Genomic DNA, 24,725 nt, shown 5'->3' on the forward strand with positions numbered 1-24,725 from the left:
CCTGGCCCATCGCCCCGGCGTGTCCCCGACCGGGTGCGATAGCGATGTTGCATGATCGCCCGCTGTGACCACCACCGGCGAGCAGCCCCTCCGCACCCTGATCCTCGACCCCGACCTCGGCCCGGTCGAACTCCACGAGGGCGCGGCGACCACCGTGACCTCCGTGTTCGGCAGCGAGGAGACCGCGCCCTGGCTCCCGGCCAGGCCGGCGACCGACTGACGGGCGCGTTCACCACGAGATCGCGGCGGCCGGTGTCACGCCGCAGCGTTGCCTGTGCATCGCTGATCGGCTCGATGACGTGCCGGCCGCGCGGGCGCTCGGGATGACCGGCATCCACTACCGCGACATCGACGATCCGGCGGCGCTGCGGACCGCCACCTGGGCGACGACCGGCCGATCTCGAATCCCCGCCCACCCGGCGGGCGAAATCGTCGCAGTGGCACGATGGATCCATGGCGCGACTCGACTATCAGGCCCTCAACTCCACCATTCGCTACCTGATGTTCTCGGTGTTCCAGGTGCAGCCGGGCGTGCTCGGCGAGGACCGGGCCGCGGCGATCAAGGAGGCGCAGGCGTTCTTCGACGGCCTGGCCGACAAGGGCGTCGTGCTGCGTGGCATCTACGACGTGGCCGGCCTGCGCGCCGACGCCGACTTCATGCTGTGGACCCACGCCGAGCGCGTCGAGGACCTGCAGGCCGCCTACGCCGACTTCCGCCGCACCACCGAACTGGGCCGGGCCAGCGCCCCGGTGTGGAGCAACGTGGCGGTGCACCGCCCGGCCGAGTTCAACAAGAGTCATATCCCGGCGTTCCTGGCGGGGGAGGACCCGGGCAACTACATCTGCGTGTACCCGTTCGTGCGGTCCTACGAGTGGTACCTGCTGCCCGACGAGGAGCGGCGCAAGATGCTCGCCGACCACGGCAAGGCCGCCCGCGGCTACCCGGACGTGCGGGCCAACACCGTCAGCTCGATGGCGCTGGGCGACTACGAATGGATCCTCGCCTTCGAAGCCCCCGAACTGCACCGCATCGTCGACCTCATGCGCGACCTGCGCGCCACCGAGGCCCGCCTGCACGTGCGCGAGGAGATCCCGTTCTTCACCGGCCCGCGCGTCGAGGTCGAGCAGCTGGTCACCGCACTGCCGTAATTCTGGAGCGCTGGCGCGCTCGAGTTCGCGCCCCGGCGGTCCCGCCGATCAGGCACCGTTGCTTGCTCCTTCGTCGCGTACGCAACGGCACCTGATCCACGGGACGGTCGCGAACCGCCGACTTCGTCGGCGGGACCCTCCTCGAGGTCGGGTCGTGCGGGGCACCCAGCGCGCTCAGGCAGTTCCTTCCGGTTGGGCCGGTGTCAGGCGCAGCGCGATCGAGTTGATGCAGTAACGCTGGTCGGTCGGCGTCGGGTAGCCCTCGCCCTCGAAGACGTGGCCGAGGTGGCTGTGGCAGTTCGCGCACAGCACCTCCACCCGGCGCATGCCGAGCGAATCGTCGGCGCGCAGGATCACCGCGTCGGAATCGGCCGGGTCGAAGAACGACGGCCAGCCGCAGTGCGAGTCGAATTTCTCGGTGCTGCGGAACAATTCGGCGTCGCAGGCGCGGCAGGTGTAGACGCCCTCGGTCTTGGTATCGGTGTATTCGCCGACGAACGGGCGCTCGGTGGCGGCCTCACGGAGCACGGCGTACTCCTGCGGATCCAGTTTCGCCCGCCACTGCTGCGGCGTCAGCTGGATGCGCGGCGTGGGCAACGAAGTATCGGAACTCATCACTCCACGCTAATGGTTTCGGCCGGTGCGCGCCGCGATCGTCGCGTCACAGCACCGGCCGAGCCCTATTTCAGCGCGGGTTCGCGGTCGTCGATCGGCTCTTCCGGAGCGACCGGATCGTCGCGATCGGTGGTGGCGGAGACCGCCGCGGGCGCGGGCCGCTCGTCCTCGGTGCCGTCGCGCGAATCCGGCGCGTTCGCCATCCACGCGGGGTCGATGCCGAACCGCAGTCTGCCCTCGCGGCGCGCGGCCAGGTAGCGGTCGCCGAGCACACAGAACACGACGACGAGCAGCAGGCCCCAGCCGAAGGTCACGCGCAGGTACTCGAGCGTGCGCCCGGTGCTCTGCCAGCGGTCCGAGAGCCACTTGTCGTAGGTCATGAACCCGAAGATCGCCAGCCACGCCGGCCAGTTGCGCAGCACGGAATTGCGCAGCACGACCGACATCAGGAACGGGAACAGCATCATCGAGTAGTACATCTGGCCCAGCGAGAGCAGCAGGAACGACGCGGTGAGCAGCACCCCGGAGAACGTGGTGACGAAGAACAGGTCGTCGTGGCGGTAGTAACGCCACAGCAGCCACAGCGTCACCGCGACCACACCGGCCATCACGGCCTGGACCAGCAGGATCAGCCAGTGCGGCAGCCCGTAGTAGAGCCCGTTGCCGCCGATCGAGCTGTTGAAGTAGTCGCGCGTCTGCGCCAGATACGGCACGACCCGGGTGAAGAACTTCTCGGGGTCGGCCGACAGCGGCCAGGCGATCGCGGTGAGCGTCAGCGGCACACCGAGCGCGGTGATGAAGACCTTCCACTGGCCGCGCACGGCCGCGACGAGCAGCAGGGGCGCCAGCGTCGGCTTCACCGAGATGCTCAACCCGAGTGCGACACCGGCCCACAGATCCCGCCGTGCCAGCAACAGGTGCAGGAACACCAGCTCGGCCAGCAGCAGGCAGCCGTTGACGTTGGTGAAGACCAACGTGTTGGTCACCGTCTCGGAGGCGAACATCGCCAGCAGCAGCGCCGGCGCGGCGATCGAGCCCAGACCGAACTTGAACAGCCGCAGCAGCAGGTACCAGGCGATCAGGATCGCGACAGCGTTGAGACCGATGAACAGCCACCGGGACAGCTCGTATTCGATGATCGCCACCGGGGCGATCAGCAGGGTTCCGCTCGGATAGTAGAGATAGTGCGGGTCGACCGAGGAGAAGTCGGCGGTGTACAGCGGCCTGCCGTTCAGGAATTCGAACGAGGCGTTGTACACAGGCCGGTAGTCGTCGGTGACGAATCCGTTGACCGCCTTGATGAAGACACGGTTCAGCACGGTCATGACCGCGAACGGCCAGAGTGCGAACTTGATCACCTCGGCGGAGGTGCGAGCGGTGCGGGGCTCGAGCTGTCGGAACAACACTGGGGCACGGTACACCGGATCGGGTAGCGATGGTGTCGCCGGACCCGTCCGACGCGCCGGAATCACATGGTCGTACGACCTGGATCAGGCCGGGCAGGCACCGCCGTCGGCGGGCAATTTCGCCTCGGCGAGATAGTCGGCGACCGCCTTCTGCGCGCAGCCGGAGTGAGCGATCACCGGGTGTCCCCACCCCTGCCAGGTCATCGTGGCGTGCCGGGCGCCCGCCGCCCCGAGGGCACCGGTGACCGAGGCCGCGGCCCCGCCGACGACCGGGTCGGCGGCACCGGCGAACACCAGCACCGGCAGATCGAGCTTCGTCGGCAGCGGCGGCGCGGTCGAGACCGGCCAGGCCGAGCAGACCATCATCCCGATCGCGGCGGTGCGACCGAAAACCGGATATTTGCCGGCCCAGGTTCCGGCGAGCTCGCGCGCCTTGTCCGGGGTCGGCGGCTGCTGGCTGTCGGTGCACCGGTTGACGAACTCGCCGTCGGAATTGATCGCCGCGGATTCGCGGGCCACCAGCGCCGCCAGCGGGGCGCGGTCGCCACGGTCGGCGGCGGCGAGGACGTCGGCCAGCGCGGTGACCCGGCTCGCCTGGTCGCCGCGCGGGCTCGACAGGAACCCGGTGAGCGCGGTCGAGAGGTCGGCGGCCGAGATGTCGCCCAGGCCGCCGGTGTTCGCCTTGGCCACCAACCCGACGATGGTGGCCCGCGGGTCGGCGCCCAGCGCGCAGTTGGCGGCCTTGCAGCGCTGCGCGAACGCGGTCACCGCGGCTTCGGCGCCGGTCACGGCGGCTTCGGTCTTCGTCGTCACGTCGGCGCCGACCGGTTCGGGGGCGTCGAGGACCAACCGGGCCAGGTGGTCGCCGTAGCGGCGGGCGTAGCTGAGCGCGACCTTGCCGCCGTTGCCCGTGCCGAGCAGGTTGATCTTGTCGACCTGCCACTGCTTGCGCAGCTGTTCGATGTCGTCGGCCGCGTGCGGCGCGTCGAAGGTGCCCTCGTAGGGCTGCAGGAAGTCGCGGCAGGCGATGGTCGCGTCCTGGCTGTAGCCGGCGACGGCGCCGACCTGGTCGTCGCTGCCGACCCCGAACTGGCCGAGGTCGGTCATCACCGCGCGTAGTTGCGCCGGGATGCAGTCGATGGGTTGCGAGGCGCCGATACCGCGCCGGTCCACAGCGACGATCGGCTGTGCGGCCAGCAGCGCGCTGTTCGGCCCGACAGCCAGCCCGGCCAGCGTCGAGGCCGAGGAACGGTCGGCGCCGGAGGTGAGCACCAGCGGCGCGGCGTCGACGGGGGTCTGCGGCAGCCGGGCCCGCAGCGCGCCCGCCCGGAACGTGCCGAGCACGGTGCCCGCGGTGTCGATCGGGGTGGAGAAGTCGGCGCATTCGAGCACCAGCCCGGCCGGGGCCGGACCGAAGTCGAGCGAGCTCAGTGTCGCGGCGGTGCAGTCCTTCCAGGCCAGGTCGGTCTTGGGCGTGTCCGCCTTGGCCGGTTCGTGCACCGGGGGCGCCTCGGTCTGCGCGCCGCCGACCCCCGGCCGCTCCACGGCGACGACGGGCCGATCCGACGGTCCGGCCCCACAGCCCGCGAGCATGATCGACAGTGTCGCGGCCGTCGCCGCGGCCCGAGTCCAGCGCATGGGTTACACACTGCCAGGTTCGGCGCCAGGTTTCATCGACGGGCCCAGCGGGCCAGGACGGTGCCGTCCTCGGCGAGCACGAGCTGCCTGCGGTGCATCGGGATGTCGAAACCGCTCGCCGACAGCGAGATTCGCCCGCCCGCCCCGCCGACCAGCAGCGGCGCGGTGCTCAGGCACAGTTCGTCGACCAGATCCGCCTCGGCGAGCTGCCCGAACAGATGCGGCCCGCCCTCGCACAGCACTCGTTGCAGCCCGCGCTCGGCGAGCACCCGCAGCAGCGCGGCGGGCATGATCGCGGCCTCCCCGGCGACGATCACCTCCGCACCCGCCCGCCCGAGGGCGTCGACCTGGTCCTTGGCGGCGTGCGCGGTGGTGATGATCAGCGGCGGGGTCTCGGCGTCGGTGAAGAACTTCGCGGCCGGATCGAGCCGCGCGCTCGCGGTGACCACCGCGATCGGCGGCGGCGTACCGTCGGCAGACCCGCCGATCCCGTGCCGGAAATGCGCTCGGCGGCGGTCCGGATCGGGGTGCGCGCCGCCGTAGTTCTCCGCGCGCACGGTGCCCGCGCCGACGACGATCACCTCCGCCAGCTCGCGCAGCAGGCCGAACACCCGATGGTCGGCGTCGGTGCCCAGCCCGGCCGAGACACCGTCGACGGTGAACGCCCCGTCGATACTGTTGACGAAGTTCGCGCGCACCCAGGGCCGTTCCAGGTGGCGGGGGTAGGCATAGCACCTGGCCAGTGCGTCGTCGTCGAGGTCTGCGAGCTGGGTCACATTGTGGATACGCTGCATAGGAACCGATGCAACCACGTCCGTACGATTCGTTCATGCAAGAACGCCTCGTCGATCGCCATCCGGAGGTCCCGGCCGACCAGCTCGTCGCGCAGATGGTGCCCCCGCCCATGTTCGACGAGGTCAGCTTCGCCTCCTACATTCCCGACCCCAAGGAACCCAGCCAGGCGGCCGCGGTCCGCAAGGCCGAGGAATTCGCCGGTCAGATCGCCAAGATCCACAAGGCGGCGTCCAAGAAGAGCCTGTTCGGCAAGAAGAAGGCCGTCTCCGGCGCCGGCCTGTACCTCGACGGTGGGTTCGGCGTCGGCAAGACCCACCTGCTCGCCTCGATCTTCCACAGCGCGCCCGCGCCCAAGTCGTTCGGCACCTTCGGCGAGCTGACCAACCTGGTCGGCGCGCTGGGCTTCGTCAACGCCGTCGAGCGCCTCTCCGGCAACAGCCTGCTGTGCATCGACGAGTTCGAGCTCGACGATCCCGGCGACACCACCATGGTCTCGCGCCTGCTCACCGAGCTCTCCGCCGCGGGTGTGTCCATCGCGGCCACCTCGAACACGCTGCCCAGCCAGCTCGGTGAGGGCCGTTTCGCCGCCCAGGACTTCCTGCGCGAGATCAAGAAGCTCGGCTCCATCTTCGAGCCGGTGCGCGTCGACGGCCCCGACTACCGCCACCGCGACCTGCCGCCGGCGCCCGAGCCGACCTCCCCGGACATCCTGGCCGAACGGGCCGCCACCACACCGGGATCCACCCTCGACGACTACGACGCGCTGCTGAAGCACCTGAGCACGCTGCATCCGTCGAAGTACGGCGCCCTGATCAACGGGGTGTCCTCGGTGTTCATCTCCGGCGTGCACCCGGTCACCGACCAGGCCGTCGCCCTGCGCATCGTCGTGCTGGCCGACCGTCTCTACGACGCCAGCATCCCGGTGACGGTCTCCGGCGCGAAGCTCGACGAGATCTTCTCCCAGGAGATGCTCGACGGCGGCTACCGCAAGAAGTACCTGCGCGCGATCTCGCGCCTGCTGGCGCTGTCACGCTTCGAGGCCGCCGCCGCGTGATCGACCGGCGCCGGGTACGTTCGTCCCGACCGTGACCCCGGCGTCGTCGAAGGAGTCTGTCGTGACCCGTAGCCGTGCTGTCCGCGCGAGTCTGGCCGCCGCGACCGGAGTAGCGGTGCTGCTCGGTCCGGCACTCGGCCAGTCCGTCGCCGCGCCCGCGCCCACCAGCGAGATCGGGAGCGCCGATCGGCTGCTCGGCCTCACCGGCGTCCAGAACGCCAGGGACGCGGGCGGTTACCGCACCACCGACGGGCACCGGGTGCGCACCGGGCTGGTGTTCCGCACCGGCGCGCTGGACAAGGCGACCCCCGAGGACCTGGCCCGGCTCAGCGCCCTCGATGTGCGCGTCGTCGACGATCTGCGCACCGGCTACGAGCGGGGCCTGGGCGCGGACCGGCTGCCCGTCGGCGCGGTCGGCAACTCCTACGACGTGATCGGCCAGGCGCCGCCGCTGATCCTGGCGGGCGCGCTGTTCGGCGGCGAGGGCATGTACCGCGCGTTCATCACCGCTCCCGGTGCCAACGAGGCGTTCGCCGCCGTGCTGCGCGACATCATCGCCGCCGACGGCACCGGGGTGCTGTTCCACTGCAGCGCGGGCAAGGACCGCACCGGCTGGACCTCGGCGGTGCTGCTGACGCTGCTCGGCGTCGACCGGGCCACCGTCACCGCCGACTACCTGGCCTCCAACACCTACCGCAACGCCGCGCCCACCGACCCGCTCAACGGCGTGCAGCAGAGCTGGCTCGACGCCGCCTTCGATCAGGCGAACCAGAGCTACGGCAGCTTCGACAGCTACGTCCGCGCCGGTCTCGGCCTGTCCGAGTCCGAGATCACCGCGCTGCGGGCGGCGCTGCTCGTCTGAGCCTCACAGCGCCCGTTCGTACACGAAGTCGGAGTGCACCTGGGTGCCGACCGTGAAGGTCTTGGTTCCCACCTGCGTGAAACCGTGCTTGGCGTAGAACTTCTGGGCGCGCTCGTTGGCCTGGTTCACCCCCAGCCACAGCACCGTCGCGCCCGACTCGCGGGCGGTCGCCACCGCGGCGGTCATCAGCGCGGCGGCGACGCCGCTGCCGTGGTGTCCCGGCAGCACGTACATCTTGCTCAGCTCGACCACCGCACCCGGGCTGACCTGGGCATCCACCTCCGGATCGATCGGCCTGCCCGCGACGAGCATGGCGTAGCCGACGATCTCGTCGCCCTCGACGGCCTTGAGGACCGTGCGCTCCGGATCGGACAGGTACTCGCCGAACCGTTCGCCCGAGAGCATCTGCTCGAGGAAGATCTCGATGTCGCCCTGGGTGGCTTCCGGCGGGCACGCCAGCGGGAAGGTCGCCGCGGCGACATCACTGAGCTCCTCGGCATCCCAGAGCCCGGCCCGATCGACGACGACGGAACTGTTGGTCATAGTTCCAGTACAGCACGGGTCGGCCCGGCGGCGGTGGCACCCTGGCATCGGTGCCGAGTACTCTCCTCGCCATGACGAGCGGTAGCCGCATCGGGATCGTCGGTGCGGGAGTTGCGGGTTTGGCCTGCGCGAAAGTGTTGAGTCGGGCGGGTTTCCCGGTCGAGGTGTTCGACCGGGCCCCTGATGTCGGAGGTGTGTGGAGCGCCACCCGACGCTATCCGGGGCTGCGCGCGCAGAACAGCAAGTTCCGGTACCACTTCAGCGATTACCCGATGCCCGAGGACTTCCCGCGCTGGCCCGACGGCCAGCAGGTCCAGGCTTACCTGGCCGGGTACGTCCACGAGTTCGGCCTGGCCGAGCACCTGCGACTGGGCGCCGAGGTCGTCGCCGCCGACCCGGTCGACAGCGGCTGGCTGCTCGAGGTCCGCGATCGCGACGGCGTGCACCGCACGACCTGCGATCACCTGATCGTCGCCAACGGCGTGTTCAGCGAACCGGTCATGCCCGCGCTGCCCGGCGCGGCGGCGTTCGCGGCCGCGGGCGGCCGGCTCGTCCACGTGTCGGACTTCCACGACGTCGAGTTGGCCCGGGATCGCTCGGTGGTCGTGATCGGCTACGGCAAGTCGGCCTGTGATGTCGCCGAGGCCGTCAGCCATCTGGCCGACGAGACCAGCGTCGTCGCGCGCAGGCTCACCTGGAAGGTGCCGCGCAAGGTCGACTTCGGCCTCGACTACGAGCGGCTGTTGCTGACCCGCCTGGGCGAGGCGCACTTCCGGTCGCGGGAGCCGCACCGTGTCGAGCGCTGGCTCGACGGGCTCAGCCTGCGCCAGGCGAACCTGGATCTGCTGCAGGAGCGGGTGACGCGCAAGCTGCGGCTGCGCGAGCTCGATCTGCTCCCGACCGGCGGTATCGAGGAGATGGCCGACAGCAGCGCGAGCCTGGCGACCGAGGGCTTCGCCGAGCAGGTCGAGGCGGGCCGGATCAGCGTTCACCGCGAGACCGAGGTCACCGAGCTGATCGGCGGGCAGCACGGGCCCGCGGTGCGCCTGTCCGACGGCACCCTGAAGCTGGCCGAGATCGTCGTCTGCGCCACCGGATATCAGCAGGAGGTGCCGTTTCTGACCCCGTTCGTGCGGCGCAGCCTGACCGACGAGGTCGGCGATTTCCGGCTCTTCCGCAACATCCTGCCGGTCGAGGTGCCCAACCTGACCTTCGCCGGCTACAACAACTCCAATGTGAGCGCGCTGAGCGCGGAGGTCGGCGCGCATTGGATCGCCGGGCTGCTCACCGGCAAGTTCGTGCCGCCGATGCCCGAGCAGATGAACTCCGAGATCGACGAGCGGCTGCGGTGGTCGCGGGAACGCACCGAGGGCCATCACGCCCAGGGCGCGTCGGTGGTTCCGTTCTCCCTGGCCAACATCGACGAGATGCTCGACGACCTGCGTACCCCGCTGCCGCTGACCAGCCGGCTGGCCCAGTGGGTGCGCCCGGTGCGGCCCGCCACCTACCGGCGGGTGCTGCGTGACCATCCGGCCACCGTCCCCGCGCCGCCCGCGCCCGCACCGGTTGCCGATCGGTAGCCCGACACGCCGGATCGCCGCCGCCGCAACACTTGGCGGTGATCATTGCGTTGGTGATAATCCTCGCGTGGACGCGCTGGATCTGAACCTGTTGCTCGCCCTCGACGCGCTGCTCGAGACCAATAGCGTGACCGAGGCGGCCCGGCGTCTGCACACGTCGACCTCGGCGATGAGCCGCACGCTGACCCGGTTGCGTACCGTGCTGGGGGACCCGCTGCTGGTGCGCTCCGGCCGACAACTCGTGCCCACCCCGCGGGCACTCGAGTTGCGCCACGACGTCGCGGGCCTGGTCGATCAGGCGCGGTTGCTGCTCACCGCCCGCGACGGCACCGGCGCGGGACGCCACCGCGATTTCGTTGTCCGGGTGGCCGATTCGGTGGCCCCGCGCCTGACCGGTCCGCTCCTGGCCGCGGTCCGCACCGAGCTGCCCGGTGTCACGGTACGGGTGCTGGCCGCCGACGCCGCGGACGGTGCGGTCGCCCTGCGCGACGGCCGGGTCGACGTGGAGGTCGGCATGATCGGTCAGACCGATCCGGAGACGGTGGTGACCCGCCTGTTCGCCGACCGCTGGGTCGGCCTGGCCGCCGCGACGCACCCCTTCGGCGCCGACCGCCCGACCGTCGCCGCCTACGCTTCCGCCCAGCACCTCGAGGTCTCGGCCACCGGCCGCACCCACAGCCCCATCGACGACCGCCTGGCCCTGCACGGCCGCACCCGGCGCGTGGTCGCCACCGTGCCCGACCTGTCCACGGCCCTGTTCACCGTCGCCACCACCGAACTGGTCTGTCCCGCCCCGGAACTGCTGTCGCGCCCCGCCGCCGTTGCCCTCGGCCTGACGATGTTCGAGATCCCCCTGCCCCTGCCCGCTCCCGTCGTCGCGATGGCCTGGCATCCCCGCAACACCGCCGACGGAGGCCACCGAGCACTGCGCGACCTCATCGGCGTCATCCTGCGCGACGCCCCGCACCCCGACCTGGTCGCAGCACCCGTCTGACCGGCCCCCGACGCCGGTCTCCCCGAACGGCTTCCGGCACCGGTAGCCCGGGCCTGCTCCTGCGCTGGTGCTAGCCGGGCTCTGTGGTCCGCGGCCCGAAGACGTCGCTCCGCCCCGGCGGCAGCCCCGACGATCGCTTCAATTCGTCCAGCATCGCCTGCAGTTTGTCGACGTGCGCGCGCTCGATGTCGAACGCCCGGAACGTCCCCGTCACGGTGATCCCCGCCGCGTCGGTCGCGGTCGGCGGCGCCGGATCGGACGCCACACGATCGAGCGGGCTGGTCGCCGGCGCCTCCGGTCCACGCGCATTCGCCGCGGCGAACCCACCGGCCCGCGCCGATTCGCTCCCAGAGCCCCCCGCGGGCTCGAGGCCCTCGGTTCCTCGGTCGCTGGTCGAGCCGCCGAACCGCGTCGCGGGCTCCAGACCTGCGTTGTCGTAGTCGCTGGTGGAGCTGCCGAATCGGGTGGTGGGTTCCAGGCCCGCGTTGCCGTGGTCGCTGGTCGAGGCACCGAATCTTGTTGTGGGTTCGAGGCTCGCGCTTGCGCGGTCGGCCGCGGAGGCAGCGTGCCCGGCGCTGCTGGTGGACTGTCCGGCAGGGCCGGGGTCCTTCGGCACGGAGAGGCGGGCGGGTGGCGGCGGTGGCGTGTCACCCGAGGAAGTGAGGCGCTCTCGCGGGACCTCGTCGAACATCGACCCGGGGCGCTGCGAGTCGCCGCCGGTGAAGCCGTTGCGGGCGTAGCCGTTCGGACTCGGGGCCGACGGCGTGGTCAGGTCCTCGTCGGTGAAGGTCCAGTGGATTCCGCTGGTGGTGGTGCCGGAGGCCGCGGGCTCCGGTGACGTGGCGGAGCGCGGATCGAACCCGTCCACCGGGGAGGCACCGGCCGTCTCGCCCCGGTCACCCGCGGTGAGACCGGCAGACCGGGGATCACTCACGACTCGCTCGAGGTCGTCGGCCGTCGCATCGATCCGATTGCCGGACAACGCCTCCGACGATCCCGCTGCCGGTCCAGCGCCCACTCCCGGCGCGGTCGTCGCCCCGGTGGGCTTGCCGACCGGCCTGGCCCGCTCCACACCGGTCTCGGCGGGCGGGCGCACCCCGGTCTCCGTCGGCGGATCCGACGCCATGTCGACGGCAGCGGCATTCGCCTGCGACGCGTGGGCACCGTCGATCACCCGGTCACCGCCACGGGCGGCCTCACCCAGCGCGGTTCGACCCGGCACGGTGAGCTCGTCGGCAGCCCCTGCGACAGACTCTCCCCGGCGCGCCGCGACCTCGGCCGACAGTGCACTTGTCCCGGTAGCGTTCCCCCCTGGCAGATCTGCCTCCGGCGACGCTCCCTCGCGTCCGAGCGCCGACATCGACACCGTCCGCCCACCGATCTCGGCGTCACGACCCGAACCGGCCTCGCCACCCCGGCTCGCACCGTTGTGCGGCAACCGCTGCGTGCCTGGCCGTTCCACAGCCTCGATCACGGTGTCGTCCGACAGCTCCACCGCCCGGCCGTTCACCGACCCCAACCGCGCGGCGACGCCGGTCCGCTCCGCCGTCGCGGCCGCGTCACTTCGTCCGGCAGCCGCGGCGAGGGCATCCAACTCGGCTGCCGCGGCTAGGCGGTCGGCCCATTCGCGGGCGGTCGCCGTGGGCACGACATCGTCGGTCTGCTGCTGCGCGGCGGCGGCCAGGCGATCGGCCCACGCCCGCGCGGCGGCGGTGGGGACGACATCGCCGCCCTGCTGGTCGGCGGCGGCCGCGGCGAGGCGCTCGGCCCACCGGCGCGCGGACTCGGTCGGGACGACATCATCGGCGGGCGGTCGCGCGGTCCCGGCATCGTCGGGCCGCGGTGCGGCGGTGCTCGCCGAGGTGAACCGATCGACCTGTCGATCCGGACCGACGACACTGCCGCCTCCGTCGTTCGGCTGGTCGGAAGTAGTCGAACGGACCGGTAGCTGTCCGCCGGGAGGAGAGTCGGCGTGCCTCCGGGCGGTCGCCGAGGTGGGCTCGCCGGCCTGCGACGCGCTGGGCGCGATGATCTGCTGTCCCGCCTGCGCCTCGGTCTGCCAGTCGGGAGCGGATGCCCCGGCAACGCCGGTGCTGTACTCGGGCCCTCCGCCCGCGTGCCCGGTTCCTCGCACCGACATCTCTGCCGCGGCACCGTGGGCCGCTGCGGTCGGCTCGACGCCGCCCCGCACGCCCTCGGCCCCTGCCTGGGGCACATCGGCCTGGCGAGAACCCGCCTGGGGCGCATCGGCCAGGGGAGCCCCTGCCTGGGGCATATCGGCCTGGCGAGAACCCGCCTGGGGCGCATCGGCCTGGTGGGCCCCGGCCTGGCGAGCACCGGCCTGGGGCGCATCGGCCAGGGGAGCCCCCGCCTTGGGCGCACCGACCAGGGGAGCGGCACCCTCGGCAGCGAGTCGGCGAGCTCCCCGGCCCCGCTCGTCGGCGGCCGTTTCCCCGCGCGCCGGAAGGTCGCGTCGCGACTCCGAGTCATCGACCACCCGTACCCCGTTGAGCGGCTTCGTGCTGATGGCGCGGGACGTCCCGTTCACCGATGCCCGGCCGTTCACCGGCGGCACGCGATCCCGACCGTTCACCGGCAGCGCACGATCCGTGCCGTTGACCGGCGGCGTCGGACCGCCGGACTCGGCCGTACCGTCGGCCAGCGTGCCCACGGCCGATCCGCCCGCCGACGCGGAACCGCCCGCCGCATGACCTTCGGCGCGACCCGAACGCGCCGACCGCGCCGTATCGGCGAACTGCGCGGCCTCGCCGGTCGGCTCGCTCCCCGGTTCGACGGTCGTCGAGGGACGGGGGATCGGGGCGACGGTGAGTGGCCAGGTCGGGTCGCCCAGGTGGTCGGTGCGGGAATGTCGGCGCTCCAGCGGGGGCCGGTCACCCGCCGGGTTCGGGGACGAGAGCTCTTCTCCCGCGCCGGAATCGGCGGCCGCGCGCGCGGCTTCGGCGGCCTCCCGCACTTCGCGGCGGCTGCGGGTGCCGCGAGCGCGCGGTGCCGGCTCGGGATCGCCGCCGTCGAGGGCGTCGAGCCGGGCACTGAGCCGGGAAATGTCCTGTGACGCATGGAAAGCCCAGGTCTCGAGCCTGCGGATCCTGGTCTGGTCGGGCAGATCGTCATCGGCGGGAAAACTGGGGACTTCCTGCTGGACCCGGGCGGCGACGACATCGAGCTTGTCACTGACCTCACGCAGCGCCGCGGCGATACTCGCCAGCATCGACCCGATGGACTCGTCGTGCTCAGCGTGGTTCATGCACACCCTACTTCCCGTGCTCGGCGAGCGTGCCCGCCCCGGCCGCAGCGATCATATCCACCGGGCGCTGCGCCCGCGTCGTCGCGATGTCCCGGTGACCGGATCCGCGACGCGCCGAAGCGTTTCGTAATCCGGACGAAATGGACGGGCAACAGGCCCGGTCTGTGTATCGAAATGATCAAGATCTCGGCGACGTTCCGCGACGTCGGCACAATGAAATAGCTTGATATTCAAGTGGAATCGCGTTTGTGATCTCGCTCACCGGGCGGTGACGCACCCGAGCGCGGGTCAAGGGGGCTGGCGGCCCGTCGGTGGCTGCGGGAACCTGGAGAACAGGGCGTGGGCGCGGGCACACGTCAGGGTCCCCGGTGAGGGAGTGTGGTGTGAGGACGAAGCGGCGAAGCGACACCCAGGTGGTGTGCGGACGGCGGGCGCTGCTCGACGAACTCGGCATCTCCGAGGGCACCAGGCGGGCGGCACCGGAACGGACCGGATACGGCTGTGGTTGCTCCGAATGCGTGGCGACCCAATGGAATACCCAGCGGCTCGAGCACTGGATCTGCGGCAGACTGACGGCGGCGGGCGCCGACGAGGCCGAGGTCGACGCGCGGGTCGACGACATCCCCGTCGACATCTTCTGGCGTCGTGGCGATCGGCGTTGTGTGGTCGAGGTGCGCAGCGGCCCCCTCGACATCACCGCGGCCCGCGCGCATCGCCGACGCCTGCAGGCGGCCGGCATCGACGACGTGCTGTGGGTCTGCCCGCAGGGGTACTGGGTGCCGCTGGTCCCCGCGGTCGGCATCGCCGATTTCGCGCCCGCGGCGGCCGACTACCGCATCGATCAGGGCATGCTCGCCGCGGGCGAGACGGGGTTCGCCGGTCCGGTGCGGCCGGGCTGGGAACTGCGTGACTTCCTCGAGGGCTGGGTGACCGGCGAGATCCACTGGGGTCACGCGGATTCGACGACAGGAGGGTGGGCCGAGGTGGGCACCTGGGAGAGGCATACCGCGGCGCAGGCCGCCATGATCGAGCATCAGCGCAGGGAGCTGCGCGATCAGCGGGTCGAGCTGGCGGTGTCGCGACAGACCGTGCGCGACAAGCAGAAGCTGGTAAACCGGCTGCACCATCGGATCGACCGCGCGGGCGTGAACGCCGACGCCGAGGCGATCACCCTGGCCGGGGTGCGCAGCGAACTGGTCGCCCAGCAGCGGATCGCGGCGGGCCTGCGGGCGACGATCGGCCGGATGGACCGCACGATCAATCAGTGGCAGTGGCTCACCTGCTGCGCGATGCTGCTGGTGATCACCGTGATGGCAGGCGCGCTGGTGACGCGCTGAGCCGCATCGGCGTTCGGTCCCACCGCCAGTCGTTGCGCAGCACGAGCCCGGCCAGATCGAGCAGATCGAGGTCGGTCTCGGCGCGCACGCTCGCCAGCGCGCGGCGATCGTAGGGACCTTTGTCGAGGTCGTCGGCGAGGCGTTGCTCGATCGCCGGGTCGGTGACGCGGGCCCGCAGCCGGGCCGGGTCCAGCGCGCTGCCGGTCCAGGTCAGCCAGCCCCAGCCCTGGTCATGGGCATAGGCGCGGGCGAGCTCGCTCTGGATCCTGGTGTGATGGAAGGCGATCCGGCCCAGCGGAACGACGTCGACCAGCACCGTCCTGCCGTCGGTGAGCCGCGCGGCGACGGTCGGGTAGTGCACGTGGTCCTCGCCGCCGAAGGCGTAGGTGAGCGCGGTCGGCTCCTCCTGGAACGCTGTCACGGCCGGGCTGGCGTCGAGGGTGCGCAGCAGCCGGGCCGCCAGCGCGGAATCGTAGGCGACATCGCGGCCGACGGTGGCGAGGTAGAAGCGGCCGCGGCCGTCGTCGTCGCCGTCGGCGACGCGGGCCGAGGCGGTCGGCAGGGGAGCGGGGGTCCCGTCGGCCCATTCGACGTCGTCGAGCAGCGGACCCAGGTCGTCGGTCTCGTCGAGGGGATGCAGTTTGGCCAGGATGCTGGCGGTCTTCTTCTGCCAGCCCAGGATTCGCTGCATCACGTATCCGGCGACGCGCTTTGCGTCGGTCTGGTCGTGCCCGGCCAGGCGCAGTTTCAGATACGACCATTCCATCGCCACCAGATCGGTGTCGGTGGCGTAGGTCTCGGTGAGCAGCTCCCGCACCAGCCGCAGATCGCCCGCGTCGCGCGGGTAACGGTGCGCGAACACCTCGGCGCAGCGGTGCCCGGAGCGCGCGGCCTCGCGCACCAGCTGCCCGATCGCCTTGGCGTAGAGCTGCCGGACCCGGTCGCGCGCCAGGTCGTAGCGGGCGCCGATGCGGGTCAGGGTTTCCGGGCGCTGCCCGCCGATGCCGAGGCGCAGGGCGACGATCCGCGCGTCCCTGGGGGCGCGTTCGGCGTGCTCGGTGAGCAGTTCGGCGACCAGCTCGTCGAGTTCCTCGAGCTCGAAGGAGACATCGGCGGCGATGTCGTGGTCGAGTTCCCGCCCGTTGCCGGCACTCACTGGGCCACCTCCCGCTCGCTCACTGTGTCGGGTCAGCGTAGCGGGGCGGTCCGACAGTTCCCGGCTACAGCGCGGTGATGTACTCGCCGTAGAACAGGCACAGCCCGATCGCCGACGCGATGCCGGCCAGCACCCAGAACCGGATGATCACCGCGGTCTCGGGCCAATTGTTCAATTCGAAGTGGTGATGGAACGGTGCCATCCGGAACAGCCGCGTGTGCGTGGTGCGGAAGACGACGATCTGTAGCAGCACCGACAGGATCTCCGCGACGAACAGCGCGCCGAGCACCACCGCGAGCAGTTCGGTGCGGCTGGTGATCGACAGTCCGGCCACCAGGCCGCCGAGGCCCAGCGAGCCGGTGTCGCCCATGAAGATCTTGGCAGGCGCGGCGTTCCACCACAGGAACCCGATGCACGCGCCCGCGGCGGCGGCGCTGACCACCGCGAGATCGAGCGGATCACGCACGTTGTAGCAGCCCCGGCCCGGGCTGAGCTCGCACGAGTTCTCGAACTGCCACAGCGTGATCACCACGTAGGCGCCCAGCGTCAGGCTCATCGAGCCGGCCGCGAGACCGTCCAGACCGTCGGTGATGTTGACGGCGTTCGACCAGGCCACCACCAGCAGGCAGATGAACGCGACGAAGATCAGCGACTCGAAGGCGATGGTGTTGATGTCGCGGACGTAGGAGAGATTGTTGCTCGCGGGAGTGAGCCCCGTCGCGCCGGGAAAACGCAGCGCCAGCACCGCGAACACGACCGCGGCACCGATCTGCCCGAGATACTTGCCCGCCGCGGTCAGGCCGAGATTGCGGTGTTTGCGCAGCTTGATCGAGTCGTCGAGGAAACCGACCATACCCAGCGCCGAGGCCAGCAGCAGCACGAGAACACCGGAGGCGCTGGGCCCTGGGGCGTCCCACAGCAGGCCGATCAGGTGTGATCCGAGGAATCCGGCCCACACGCCGGCGCCGATCGCCAGCCCGCCCATGGTCGGGGTGCCGCGTTTGGTCTGGTGGCTGGCGGGTCCGTCGATCCGGATCTCCTGGCCGAAGCCACGGCGCGCGAAGACCCGGATCAGTACCGGGGTGAGGGTGATGGTGACGAACAGGGCGATCCCCGCCGACATCAGGATCTGCCTCAACTGCTCGCCCCTCCATGCCGCTGGTCCGCGTCGCCGACACCGGCCCGGCGACGCCGAGTGCCGATCCTAGGGGAGCGCCGACGGTATCCGGGTCGGGAGTGACCTGGGTTACATGCCGCGGTCCGGCGGTCGGCCTGGCCCGGAAACGCAAGAGGGCCCCGGTCGAAACCGGGGCCTTCTTGTGGTGCGCGATACTGGGATTGAACCAGTGACCTCTTCCGTGTCAGGGAAGCGCTCTCCCGCTGAGCTAATCGCGCGAGGTGGAGACGGGAATCGAACCCGTGTGCACGGCTTTGCAGGCCGTTGCCTCACCACTCGGCCACTCCACCGCGCAAAGGAGGATGGCATGAATGCCTAACCTACCTCTCGAGCGGATGACGGGATTTGAACCCGCGACCCTCACCTTGGCAAGGTGATGCGCTACCACTGCGCTACATCCGCATTCGCACTTCCGGAGGCTGTCGGCCTTGCGGCTTGGCTGCTCTCCGTGGTGCGAGGAAAACATTAGCCGACGGTCGGCGCAGACTACAAATCGGCTGGTAGATGGGCCTAAATGTGAATTACGCGCATGTTGTTCGGGTGGTCGCCGGGCGTGTGGGGGCGGTGGATGGCGGCGAATCGTCCGTGACGGTCGCGGTGGGTGTGTCATCGGTTCAGTCGTCCGTGTCGGCGCGGCGACATCCCTGCCTCGCGGCCCCTCGACTCTCCGCAGACCGCGTTCATGAGAACACGTAGATATGCGTATGAAGGCATGTAGTGCGATAGTCCGTTCAGGGGAAGGTGTGACTACGGCGGTCTGCAAAAGCGGCCAGGGAGCCCGAAGCCCCCGTTCACGAGGCGATTTGGTGTCACCAGGGTGCGCCGTGCTAATGTTCCATCTCGTTCGAGAGGCCCTACCGAGCCCCTCGGCACAGTGTTCGGTCCCATAGCTCAGCGGGAGAGCGTCCGCCTCACACGCGGAAGGTCGCTGGTTCGAAACCAGCTGGGACCACAGTAATGACCAGGACTGTCGTCCTGGTCATTTTTCGTTGGTGGAGTGGCGGAAACCTCACTGGTGGGGAGCCGGTCTCGGTGAAAACTCCGCGCTCCTTAGCATCGGTAGAGACTACTTACCGAGAACCTGAGGACGTGTGGTGACCACCGAACAACTTGACCGCTGGAACGCTCAGGAAGCCGCCGCCGAGGCGATGATCCCGATCATCGGCACGCTGTACCGGGGCAAGGGCGTGACGATCCTGCTGCACAGCCGGTCGCTGGTGAACAAATCGGTGATCAGCATCCTGCGGACGCACCGGTTCGCGCGGCAGATCGCCGGCGAGGAACTGTCCGTCGACGAGACTCTGCCCTTCCTGCAGGTGCTCAGCGAACTGGACCTGGGGCCGTGCAAGATCGACCTCGGACAGCTGGTCATGGCCTATCGCGCCGATGACCGCGGGCTGTCGATCCCGGAGTTCACCGCGGCGGTGCTGACCGAGGTGCTCGACGGCAACAAGGCCGAGCCGCAGGGCCCGCGCGATGTCGTGCTCTACGGCTTCGGCCGGATCGGGCGACTGGTGACCCGGCTGCTCATCGAGAAGGCAGGCTCGGGCAACGGGCTGACCCTGCGCGCCGTCGTGGTCCGCAAGGGCGGTGACGACGATCTGGCCAAGCGCGCGTCGCTGCTGCGCCGCGACTCGGTGCACGGCCACTTCAACGGCACCATCAAGGTCGACGCCGAGAACGACACGATCACCGCCAACGGCAACGTCATCAAGTTCATCTACAGCGATGACCCGACCACGATCGACTACACCGCCTACGGCATCGACAACGCCATCCTGATCGACAACACCGGCCGGTGGCGTGATCGCGACGGTCTGTCCCAGCACCTGCGCCCTGGTATCGCGAAGGTCGTGCTGACCGCGCCGGGCAAGGGCGATGTCCCCAACATCGTGCACGGCGTGAACCACCGCAGCCTGGACCTGTCCCAGCAGATCTTCTCCTGCGCCTCGTGCACGACCAACGCGATCGTGCCGCCGCTCAAGGCCATGGACGACGAGTTCGGCATCCTGCGCGGACACGTCGAGACGGTGCACTCGTTCACCAACGACCAGAACCTGCTCGACAACTACCACAAGGCCGACCGTCGCGGCCGGTCCGCGCCGTTCAACCTGGTGCTCACCGAGACCGGCGCCGCCTCCGCCGTCGCGAAGGCGATGCCGGACTTCAAGGCCAAGATCACCGGCAACTCGATCCGGGTACCCACGCCGGACGTCTCGGTCGCGATCCTGAACCTGCAGCTCGCGCAGGAGACGACCAAGGAGGACGTGCTCGCGTACCTGCGTCAGGTCTCGCTCGCGGGCCCGTTGAGCCGCAACCTCGACTACACCGCTGCCAACGACGTGGTCTCCAGCGACTTCATCGGCTCGCGCGCGGCGTCGATCATCGACGCCAACGCCACGATCGTCGAGGGCGACACCGCGATCCTCTACGTCTGGTACGACAACGAATTCGGCTACTCGTGCCAGGTCGTGCGCACCGTGCAGTACATCTCGGGCATCGAATATCCGACCTACCCGCAGCTCGGCGTGCCGTCGGCCGAGCCCGCGCTGGCCGCCGCCGACGCGGGGTAATCGCCTTCCGCGACCTGCGGATCAGGCGGGCGCGCGACCTCGTGTCGGCGTCCGCCTGCCCGGCGTCGGCGTTGTCGGGCCGGGCGGCGTTGTGCATACTGGGCACATGACGACTAGTCGAAAGGGCGTACGGCGCCCGGGCCGTTGAGCACCCTGCCGGTCATCGCACCGGCTTCCTTCCCGCTCGATCGAGCGGAATTCCCGCAGTATCCGCAGCATCTTCGCGCGGCCGGACCACCCGGCGACGATGCCCGCCTGGCCTTGTGGCGGCGGGTTCGCGCATTCGCGGTGCCACCCGCCATGATCGATCTCGCCACCGCGCGCCGCGGTCTCGGCGACTGGGCCGGGGCCTGCGCCGCGGCGCATGTCGACGTCGATCTCGATCTGCGCGCGCTGGCCCGGACCCACGGCCGGGATCTGGCCGCGCGGGTGCGGGCCGACCTGCGGTATCTGGCCCCGGACCTGCTGCGCTGGCACCTGCCCAGGGTCGCGCCCGACGGACTGCTCCGGCCGGGGCTGACGATCACCTTGGCGCGCTACGCGACCGCCGGAACCCGTGGTGGCGGTGAAGGATTCGTGCACCTGGTGGTGCGGACCGCGCCGGCCTGGGCCGATGCCGGTCAGCGCGTCGCGCTCGGGCTCTGGGAGGGCGCCGCGGCGAGCCCGCACCCCCATGCCCGGCCGAACCGGCGCTTCCGGCTCGATCTGCACCGGCACCTGTGGGACGCGCGCAGGGCCGACGAGCTGCCGCTCCGGTGCGGGGCGCCGCCGGGGGAGAACGCATCCGCACAGCTGCCGCCCGGATGCGCGGTCGATCGCTGGGCCGAGGAGGCCGCGCTCCTGCTGCGGGCCGAGAAGTCCACGGCCGGAATGGTTCTGGTGCGCTGCGGCGCCCGGCGCCGGGTGGTCCTCGAGGTCGGCGCGCAGGTGCGCATCACCGAGGAATATCGGCGCGGCGCGGTGTCCGCCTTGCCGGTGCTGCCCGACGCGGCGACCTGGGCGCTGCCCGATCTGGTCCTGCTGCGGGCCGGCGCGATCTCGGTCGATCAGCTGCATCCGCTGGTCGCCGCGGCACTAGACCCGACCTGGTCACCACGGGCTGCCTCGCGGAAGTTCGGGGGACCGGAGCGGCCTCGGCTCGTGTGGTGCCGGGGGCAGTGGCACCGGATCGGGTTCGTCGACGGGCGCCTGGCCGCGCTCGATCACGACCCGGCCGAGATCCGGCGCGAGGAACTGCTGGTCGCGCTGACCGGCACTGCGCTTCCCTGCCTACAGGTCATCGACCGGGCGCACCGTCGTCCGGAGGCGCTGACGGGCATTCGCGAACGGCTCGACCACGGTGACAGCGCCGGTGCGCTGGCCGAGGTCGAACGGCTGCTCGGTCCCGCGGCGCTGCTGCGCGACGGTCCCCTCCGCGACGAACTCGAGTCCGCCGCGCGACGGCGGATCACCTATGGCCTGTTCCGGGCCGGGCTGTCCGCGCCCGGTCGCGGTGTCCCCGCGCCCGCCGGCCGCCCCCGCCGTGAAGACGGCGTTCGTCCGCGCCACGCGGTCAAGCGCTGACCTTTCCCCACTTCCTCCGCACATCAAGGTGATACACCCATGTCTGTACGCATTTCCGTCGTCCCGCGTCCGGTCCGAACCACCGGCTCCCAACTCGACATCGCGGGCGAACTGCTCGCTCTGCTCGGCGAAACGACCACCGAACCCCGTCCCGACACCCGGCTCGAGGCACTGACGCTGGCGGTCGCCGCCGACCTCCCGGTCCTGCTGTGGGGTGAGCCGGGCATCGGCAAGACCGCCGCGCTGACCCAGCTCGCCGAGTCCCTCGACCTGCCGCTGACCACGGTGATCGCGAGTGTGCACGAACCGTCCGACTTCTCGGGCCTGCCCATCCTCGGTGACGACCCCGCGACCGCCGGGGTGCCGATGGCCCCGCCGGACTGGGCCGTGAAGCTGGTCGAGGCCGGACGGGGCCTGCTGTTCCTCGACGAACTCTCGACCGCGCCGCCCGCCGTGCAAGCGGCCCTGCTGCGCCTGGTCCTGGAACGGCGGATCGGCACGCTGCGGTTGCCGCCAGGGGTCCGCATCGTCGCCGCGGCCAACCCGCGTTCCTCGGCCGCCGACGGCTGGGAACTGAGCCCGCCGCTGGCGAATCGGTTCGTGCACCTGCAATGGACCCATGACCACGAGGTCGTCGTGCGCGGCCTCGGCGGCACCTGGCCGCGGGCGACGCTGCCCCGCCTCGCGCCCGAAAAGCTCTCGGAGGCGGTGGCGTTCGCCCGGCGCGCGGTGTGCGAGCTGCTCGCGGGCCGCCCGAAGCTGGTGCATCAGCTGCCCACCACCGAAACCCGGCGCGGCGGTGCCTGGCCGTCGCCGCGCAGCTGGGAGATGGTGGTCCGGCTGATCGCGTTCGCCACGGCGGCGGGCGCCGCGCGCGATGTGCTGTCGATGCTGGTGCGCGGGACCGTCGGTGACGGTCCCGGTTTCGAGCTGCTGACCAGCATCGATCGGATGGATCTGCCCGATCCCGAAGTGCTGCTGGCCGATCCTGCGGTCGCCGCGCTGCCCGACCGGGGCGATCTGCGCCAGGCCGTGCTCGACGCGGTGGTGGCGGCGGTGCGCCGACGACCCGAGAAGGCGCGCTGGGACGCGGCGTGGGCCCTGCTGGCCGGGGCCGTGGCGACCGGGGCGCCGGATCTGGTGGTGGTCCCCGCGACCACGCTGGCCACCCTGCGCCGGGACGACTGGGAGATCCCGGCGTCGATCGAACATCTCGCCGCCACGGTCTCGGTGTCCCGGCAGGCCGAGCAGGCCACGGCCCGCGTCGCCGAGGCCCGTCGATGACGGGCCACCTGGATCACGAGAAGCTGTATGCCGCAAGGCTGTCCGCGGTGTCGGCCCGGCCCTATCTCGCCACGGCGCTGTACGCGCTGCACATCGTCGAGTCGCGGCAGGTGCCGACGATGGGGGTGGACAAGCACTGGCGCTGCTACGTCTCACCCGCGTTCGTGGCCTGCACGTCCGTGGAAGAACTCGCCTCGATCCTGGTGCACGAGGTGTCGCACCTGCTGCGCGAGCATCACGCGCGCAGCGATCGATACGCCCGCGCGCACGATCTGACCGGCCCGGCGGAGCGGCTGCGGATGAACATCGCCGCCGACGCCGAGATCAACGACGACGCGTTCGGCGACGGGCTCGTCCAGCCCGCGGGGGCGGTCCTGCCCGCCGACCTCGGGCTGTCCCCAGGCGAACTCATGGAGGACTACCTCGGGCAGTTCCGGCTGGGCAGGCTGACCGAGGGCATGGCCTGGCTCGATTGCGGTAGCGGCGCCGACGGACTGGAGCGGGCCTGGGAACTCGGGCCCGACGGCGCGGACGGCCTCAGCGAGCAGGAGCGCGACGCGGTGCGGTTCCGGGTGGCCCAGGGCATCGTCGGCCGACCGGGCGACGCGCCCCAGGGGTGGCGACGATGGGCTGAGGAGGCGCTGCATCCGTCGCAGCCGTGGCGGGATCTGCTGGGCGCCGCCCTGCGCTCGGCGGCCTCGGCCCCCGGGGTCGGCGCCGACTACACCTACGGCAGGCCGGCGCGGCGCTCGGCGGCGCTGCCCGGGGTGGTGCTGCCGAGCCTGCGTCGGATGCCCCCTCGGGTCGCGGTCGTCATCGATACCTCGGGGTCGGTCAGTGACGTCGAATTGGGCAGCGCGCTGCTGGAAGTCGCCGCCATCACCCGCGCGGTCGGCGGTCGTCGGGACCTGGTCACCGTGCTGTCGTGCGATGCCGCGGTCTGGATCGTCGATCCGCTGTGCCGGGCCGAGGGGATGACCTTGATGGGCGGTGGCGGCACCGATCTGCGGACCGGTTTCACCGCGGCCCTGCGCACCCGCCCGGACGTGGTCGTGGCGCTGACCGACGGGCAGACGCCCTGGCCCGACACCCGGCCACCGTGCCGGACGGTGGTCGGGGTGTTCCGCCGGGCGGGGTCGTGGAGCGAGGCCGATCCGGACTACGTGCCGGACCGCCCGCCCGCCTGGGCGCGAGTGGTGGAGATCGGGTGAGGCCTACGCGGTGGCGGCCCGGCGCCGCGCCGAAAGACGCTGCGTCACCAACATGGACAGCCCGGAGAACAGCAGCGCGGCGAGGGGGATCAGCGGCAGGTAGGACACCCAGACGATCGGCTCCGGCAGGGACAGGGCGATCACCGTGGCGACGACGGTGACGACGAACACCACCGCGGCCCAGCGGTGTAGCCCGCGGGTTCGCGCGCGCGTGCCGGTCGCCCCGGTCCGGCGAGCCGCGCCCGACCTCCCGGTGTAGTACCGGACGAACAGGACGCTGCCGGAGAGGAAGAGCCCGGCGAGGGGGAACAGCGGGAGATAGGACACCCAGACCGGTCCGCTCAGCGCCAGCGCGATCACCGTGAGGATCACGATCGCGGTGAAGGCCACGGCGAGCCACCGGTGGGATCGGCGCACCCAGGTGCTGGTCATCGGGAACCCTTTCGTTGTGGTGGTCTGCGGAAACGATGTTTCCACCGACCCGGGCGCCGCGCTTCTCGATTCCTGATCGTTGCGGCCGGTC

The 24,725-nt window shown here is 71.0% G+C and carries 20 protein-coding genes and 4 tRNA genes; 12 read left to right on the top strand and 12 right to left on the bottom strand.

Going from position 1 to position 24,725, the window contains the following annotated elements:
• Nucleotides 1–64: 64 nt before the first annotated feature.
• Both ACIO52_RS12970 and hemQ read left to right on the top strand, forming a co-directional pair.
• Entirely contained in the window at nucleotides 65–220 is a 156-nt protein-coding gene (locus tag ACIO52_RS12970) for a hypothetical protein (RefSeq protein WP_218721157.1), read from the top strand.
• A gap of 233 nt (nucleotides 221–453) precedes the next feature.
• The gene (gene hemQ / locus ACIO52_RS12975; protein ID WP_218721156.1) at nucleotides 454–1,149 is read left to right on the top strand and encodes a hydrogen peroxide-dependent heme synthase; all 696 of its coding nucleotides are present in this window, start codon (nucleotides 454–456) and stop codon (nucleotides 1,147–1,149) included.
• A 174-nt stretch (nucleotides 1,150–1,323) separates the two neighbouring features.
• On the opposite strand, the gene msrB is transcribed toward hemQ, so the two are convergent.
• The 4 genes from msrB to ACIO52_RS12995 all read right to left on the bottom strand — a co-directional run bounded on the left by msrB (nucleotide 1,324) and on the right by ACIO52_RS12995 (nucleotide 5,602).
• Complete coding sequence (msrB, locus tag ACIO52_RS12980) at nucleotides 1,324–1,764, bottom strand: peptide-methionine (R)-S-oxide reductase MsrB (protein ID WP_218721155.1); 441 nt, start codon at nucleotides 1,762–1,764, stop codon at nucleotides 1,324–1,326.
• A 65-nt stretch (nucleotides 1,765–1,829) separates the two neighbouring features.
• The gene (locus ACIO52_RS12985) at nucleotides 1,830–3,170 is read right to left on the bottom strand and encodes a glycosyltransferase family 87 protein (protein ID WP_218721154.1); all 1,341 of its coding nucleotides are present in this window, start codon (nucleotides 3,168–3,170) and stop codon (nucleotides 1,830–1,832) included.
• An 84-nt stretch (nucleotides 3,171–3,254) separates the two neighbouring features.
• A complete protein-coding gene (locus ACIO52_RS12990) occupies nucleotides 3,255–4,808 on the bottom strand; it encodes an alpha/beta hydrolase (protein ID WP_218721153.1) in 1,554 nt (517 codons plus the stop codon).
• A gap of 32 nt (nucleotides 4,809–4,840) precedes the next feature.
• Nucleotides 4,841–5,602, bottom strand: a complete 762-nt coding sequence (locus ACIO52_RS12995) for a pyrimidine reductase family protein (RefSeq protein ID WP_342802070.1) — start codon at nucleotides 5,600–5,602, stop codon at nucleotides 4,841–4,843.
• Between the two features lie 35 nt (nucleotides 5,603–5,637).
• Between ACIO52_RS12995 and zapE the strand changes: the two genes are divergently transcribed.
• Both zapE and ACIO52_RS13005 read left to right on the top strand, forming a co-directional pair.
• Nucleotides 5,638–6,657 carry a cell division protein ZapE gene (gene zapE / locus ACIO52_RS13000; RefSeq protein WP_218721151.1) on the top strand — a complete coding sequence of 340 codons (1,020 nt, stop codon included), beginning with the start codon at nucleotides 5,638–5,640 and terminating at the stop codon, nucleotides 6,655–6,657.
• Nucleotides 6,658–6,718: 61 nt separating this feature from the next.
• Complete coding sequence (locus tag ACIO52_RS13005) at nucleotides 6,719–7,519, top strand: tyrosine-protein phosphatase (protein WP_402643807.1); 801 nt, start codon at nucleotides 6,719–6,721, stop codon at nucleotides 7,517–7,519.
• 3 nt (nucleotides 7,520–7,522) lie between these two features.
• Here the strand turns inward: ACIO52_RS13005 and ACIO52_RS13010 are convergent, their stop codons facing one another.
• The gene (locus ACIO52_RS13010; protein WP_218721149.1) at nucleotides 7,523–8,062 is read right to left on the bottom strand and encodes a GNAT family N-acetyltransferase; all 540 of its coding nucleotides are present in this window, start codon (nucleotides 8,060–8,062) and stop codon (nucleotides 7,523–7,525) included.
• A 71-nt stretch (nucleotides 8,063–8,133) separates the two neighbouring features.
• On the opposite strand from ACIO52_RS13010, the gene ACIO52_RS13015 reads away from it, so the two are divergent.
• The gene (locus ACIO52_RS13015) at nucleotides 8,134–9,642 is read left to right on the top strand and encodes a flavin-containing monooxygenase (protein ID WP_402643811.1); all 1,509 of its coding nucleotides are present in this window, start codon (nucleotides 8,134–8,136) and stop codon (nucleotides 9,640–9,642) included.
• 67 nt (nucleotides 9,643–9,709) lie between these two features.
• On the top strand, nucleotides 9,710–10,636 hold the full coding sequence (locus ACIO52_RS13020) for a LysR family transcriptional regulator (RefSeq protein WP_218721147.1): 927 nt from the start codon (nucleotides 9,710–9,712) through the stop codon (nucleotides 10,634–10,636).
• A gap of 70 nt (nucleotides 10,637–10,706) precedes the next feature.
• Here the strand turns inward: ACIO52_RS13020 and ACIO52_RS13025 are convergent, their stop codons facing one another.
• A complete protein-coding gene (locus ACIO52_RS13025; RefSeq protein WP_402643813.1) occupies nucleotides 10,707–13,901 on the bottom strand; it encodes a hypothetical protein in 3,195 nt (1,064 codons plus the stop codon).
• 383 nt (nucleotides 13,902–14,284) lie between these two features.
• Here ACIO52_RS13025 and ACIO52_RS13030 point away from each other — a divergent pair, with 383 nt between their 5' ends.
• Nucleotides 14,285–15,238 carry a hypothetical protein gene (locus ACIO52_RS13030; protein WP_402643816.1) on the top strand — a complete coding sequence of 318 codons (954 nt, stop codon included), beginning with the start codon at nucleotides 14,285–14,287 and terminating at the stop codon, nucleotides 15,236–15,238.
• Here ACIO52_RS13030 and ACIO52_RS13035 read toward each other — a convergent pair.
• The 5 genes from ACIO52_RS13035 to ACIO52_RS13055 all read right to left on the bottom strand — a co-directional run bounded on the left by ACIO52_RS13035 (nucleotide 15,204) and on the right by ACIO52_RS13055 (nucleotide 17,973).
• Nucleotides 15,204–16,394 carry a hypothetical protein gene (locus ACIO52_RS13035; protein WP_402643819.1) on the bottom strand — a complete coding sequence of 397 codons (1,191 nt, stop codon included), beginning with the start codon at nucleotides 16,392–16,394 and terminating at the stop codon, nucleotides 15,204–15,206. The genes ACIO52_RS13030 and ACIO52_RS13035 overlap by 35 nt on opposite strands.
• A gap of 64 nt (nucleotides 16,395–16,458) precedes the next feature.
• Nucleotides 16,459–17,532: a phospho-N-acetylmuramoyl-pentapeptide-transferase gene (mraY, locus tag ACIO52_RS13040; RefSeq protein ID WP_316575457.1), complete on the bottom strand. Its 1,074-nt coding sequence runs from the start codon at nucleotides 17,530–17,532 to the stop codon at nucleotides 16,459–16,461.
• A gap of 182 nt (nucleotides 17,533–17,714) precedes the next feature.
• Nucleotides 17,715–17,789: transfer RNA gene (locus tag ACIO52_RS13045), tRNA-Val, on the bottom strand.
• A gap of 1 nt (nucleotide 17,790) precedes the next feature.
• Nucleotides 17,791–17,861: transfer RNA gene (locus tag ACIO52_RS13050), tRNA-Cys, on the bottom strand.
• A gap of 40 nt (nucleotides 17,862–17,901) precedes the next feature.
• Nucleotides 17,902–17,973, bottom strand: a tRNA-Gly gene (locus ACIO52_RS13055).
• A gap of 478 nt (nucleotides 17,974–18,451) precedes the next feature.
• Between ACIO52_RS13055 and ACIO52_RS13060 the strand changes: the two genes are divergently transcribed.
• The 5 genes from ACIO52_RS13060 to ACIO52_RS13080 all read left to right on the top strand — a co-directional run bounded on the left by ACIO52_RS13060 (nucleotide 18,452) and on the right by ACIO52_RS13080 (nucleotide 24,202).
• Nucleotides 18,452–18,523, top strand: a tRNA-Val gene (locus tag ACIO52_RS13060).
• Nucleotides 18,524–18,665: 142 nt separating this feature from the next.
• Entirely contained in the window at nucleotides 18,666–20,144 is a 1,479-nt protein-coding gene (locus ACIO52_RS13065) for a glyceraldehyde-3-phosphate dehydrogenase (RefSeq protein WP_402643823.1), read from the top strand.
• Nucleotides 20,145–20,444: 300 nt separating this feature from the next.
• Entirely contained in the window at nucleotides 20,445–21,707 is a 1,263-nt protein-coding gene (locus ACIO52_RS13070) for a hypothetical protein (RefSeq protein WP_402644426.1), read from the top strand.
• Between the two features lie 39 nt (nucleotides 21,708–21,746).
• Entirely contained in the window at nucleotides 21,747–22,991 is a 1,245-nt protein-coding gene (locus ACIO52_RS13075; protein ID WP_402643825.1) for an AAA family ATPase, read from the top strand.
• Entirely contained in the window at nucleotides 22,988–24,202 is a 1,215-nt protein-coding gene (locus ACIO52_RS13080; protein WP_402643828.1) for a VWA-like domain-containing protein, read from the top strand. Before ACIO52_RS13075 ends, ACIO52_RS13080 begins: the two co-directional genes overlap by 4 nt.
• Nucleotides 24,203–24,205: 3 nt before the next feature.
• Here ACIO52_RS13080 and ACIO52_RS13085 read toward each other — a convergent pair whose 3' ends face one another.
• Nucleotides 24,206–24,634: a hypothetical protein gene (locus ACIO52_RS13085; protein WP_342801428.1), complete on the bottom strand. Its 429-nt coding sequence runs from the start codon at nucleotides 24,632–24,634 to the stop codon at nucleotides 24,206–24,208.
• Between the last annotated feature and the right edge of the window lie 91 nt (nucleotides 24,635–24,725).

The sequence above is a fragment of the Nocardia sp. NPDC087230 genome (genome assembly GCF_044744725.1).
In the GTDB taxonomy this organism is placed as follows: Bacteria; Actinomycetota; Actinomycetes; order Mycobacteriales; family Mycobacteriaceae; genus Nocardia; species Nocardia canadensis.

Excerpts from the sequence above, each read along its gene's own strand:
- hemQ (WP_218721156.1), top strand. The coding sequence starts at position 454 with ATGGCGCGACTCGACTATCAGGCCCTCAACTCCACCATTCGCTACCTG.
- msrB (WP_218721155.1), bottom strand. The coding sequence starts at position 1,764 with ATGAGTTCCGATACTTCGTTGCCCACGCCGCGCATCCAGCTGACGCCG.
- ACIO52_RS12990 (WP_218721153.1), bottom strand. The coding sequence starts at position 4,808 with ATGCGCTGGACTCGGGCCGCGGCGACGGCCGCGACACTGTCGATCATG.
- ACIO52_RS12995 (WP_342802070.1), bottom strand. The coding sequence starts at position 5,602 with ATGCAGCGTATCCACAATGTGACCCAGCTCGCAGACCTCGACGACGAC.
- zapE (WP_218721151.1), top strand. The coding sequence starts at position 5,638 with ATGCAAGAACGCCTCGTCGATCGCCATCCGGAGGTCCCGGCCGACCAG.
- ACIO52_RS13010 (WP_218721149.1), bottom strand. The coding sequence starts at position 8,062 with ATGACCAACAGTTCCGTCGTCGTCGATCGGGCCGGGCTCTGGGATGCC.
- ACIO52_RS13015 (WP_402643811.1), top strand. The coding sequence starts at position 8,134 with ATGACGAGCGGTAGCCGCATCGGGATCGTCGGTGCGGGAGTTGCGGGT.
- ACIO52_RS13025 (WP_402643813.1), bottom strand. The coding sequence starts at position 13,901 with ATGAACCACGCTGAGCACGACGAGTCCATCGGGTCGATGCTGGCGAGT.
- ACIO52_RS13070 (WP_402644426.1), top strand. The coding sequence starts at position 20,445 with ATGATCGATCTCGCCACCGCGCGCCGCGGTCTCGGCGACTGGGCCGGG.
- ACIO52_RS13075 (WP_402643825.1), top strand. The coding sequence starts at position 21,747 with ATGTCTGTACGCATTTCCGTCGTCCCGCGTCCGGTCCGAACCACCGGC.
- ACIO52_RS13080 (WP_402643828.1), top strand. The coding sequence starts at position 22,988 with ATGACGGGCCACCTGGATCACGAGAAGCTGTATGCCGCAAGGCTGTCC.
- ACIO52_RS13085 (WP_342801428.1), bottom strand. The coding sequence starts at position 24,634 with ATGACCAGCACCTGGGTGCGCCGATCCCACCGGTGGCTCGCCGTGGCC.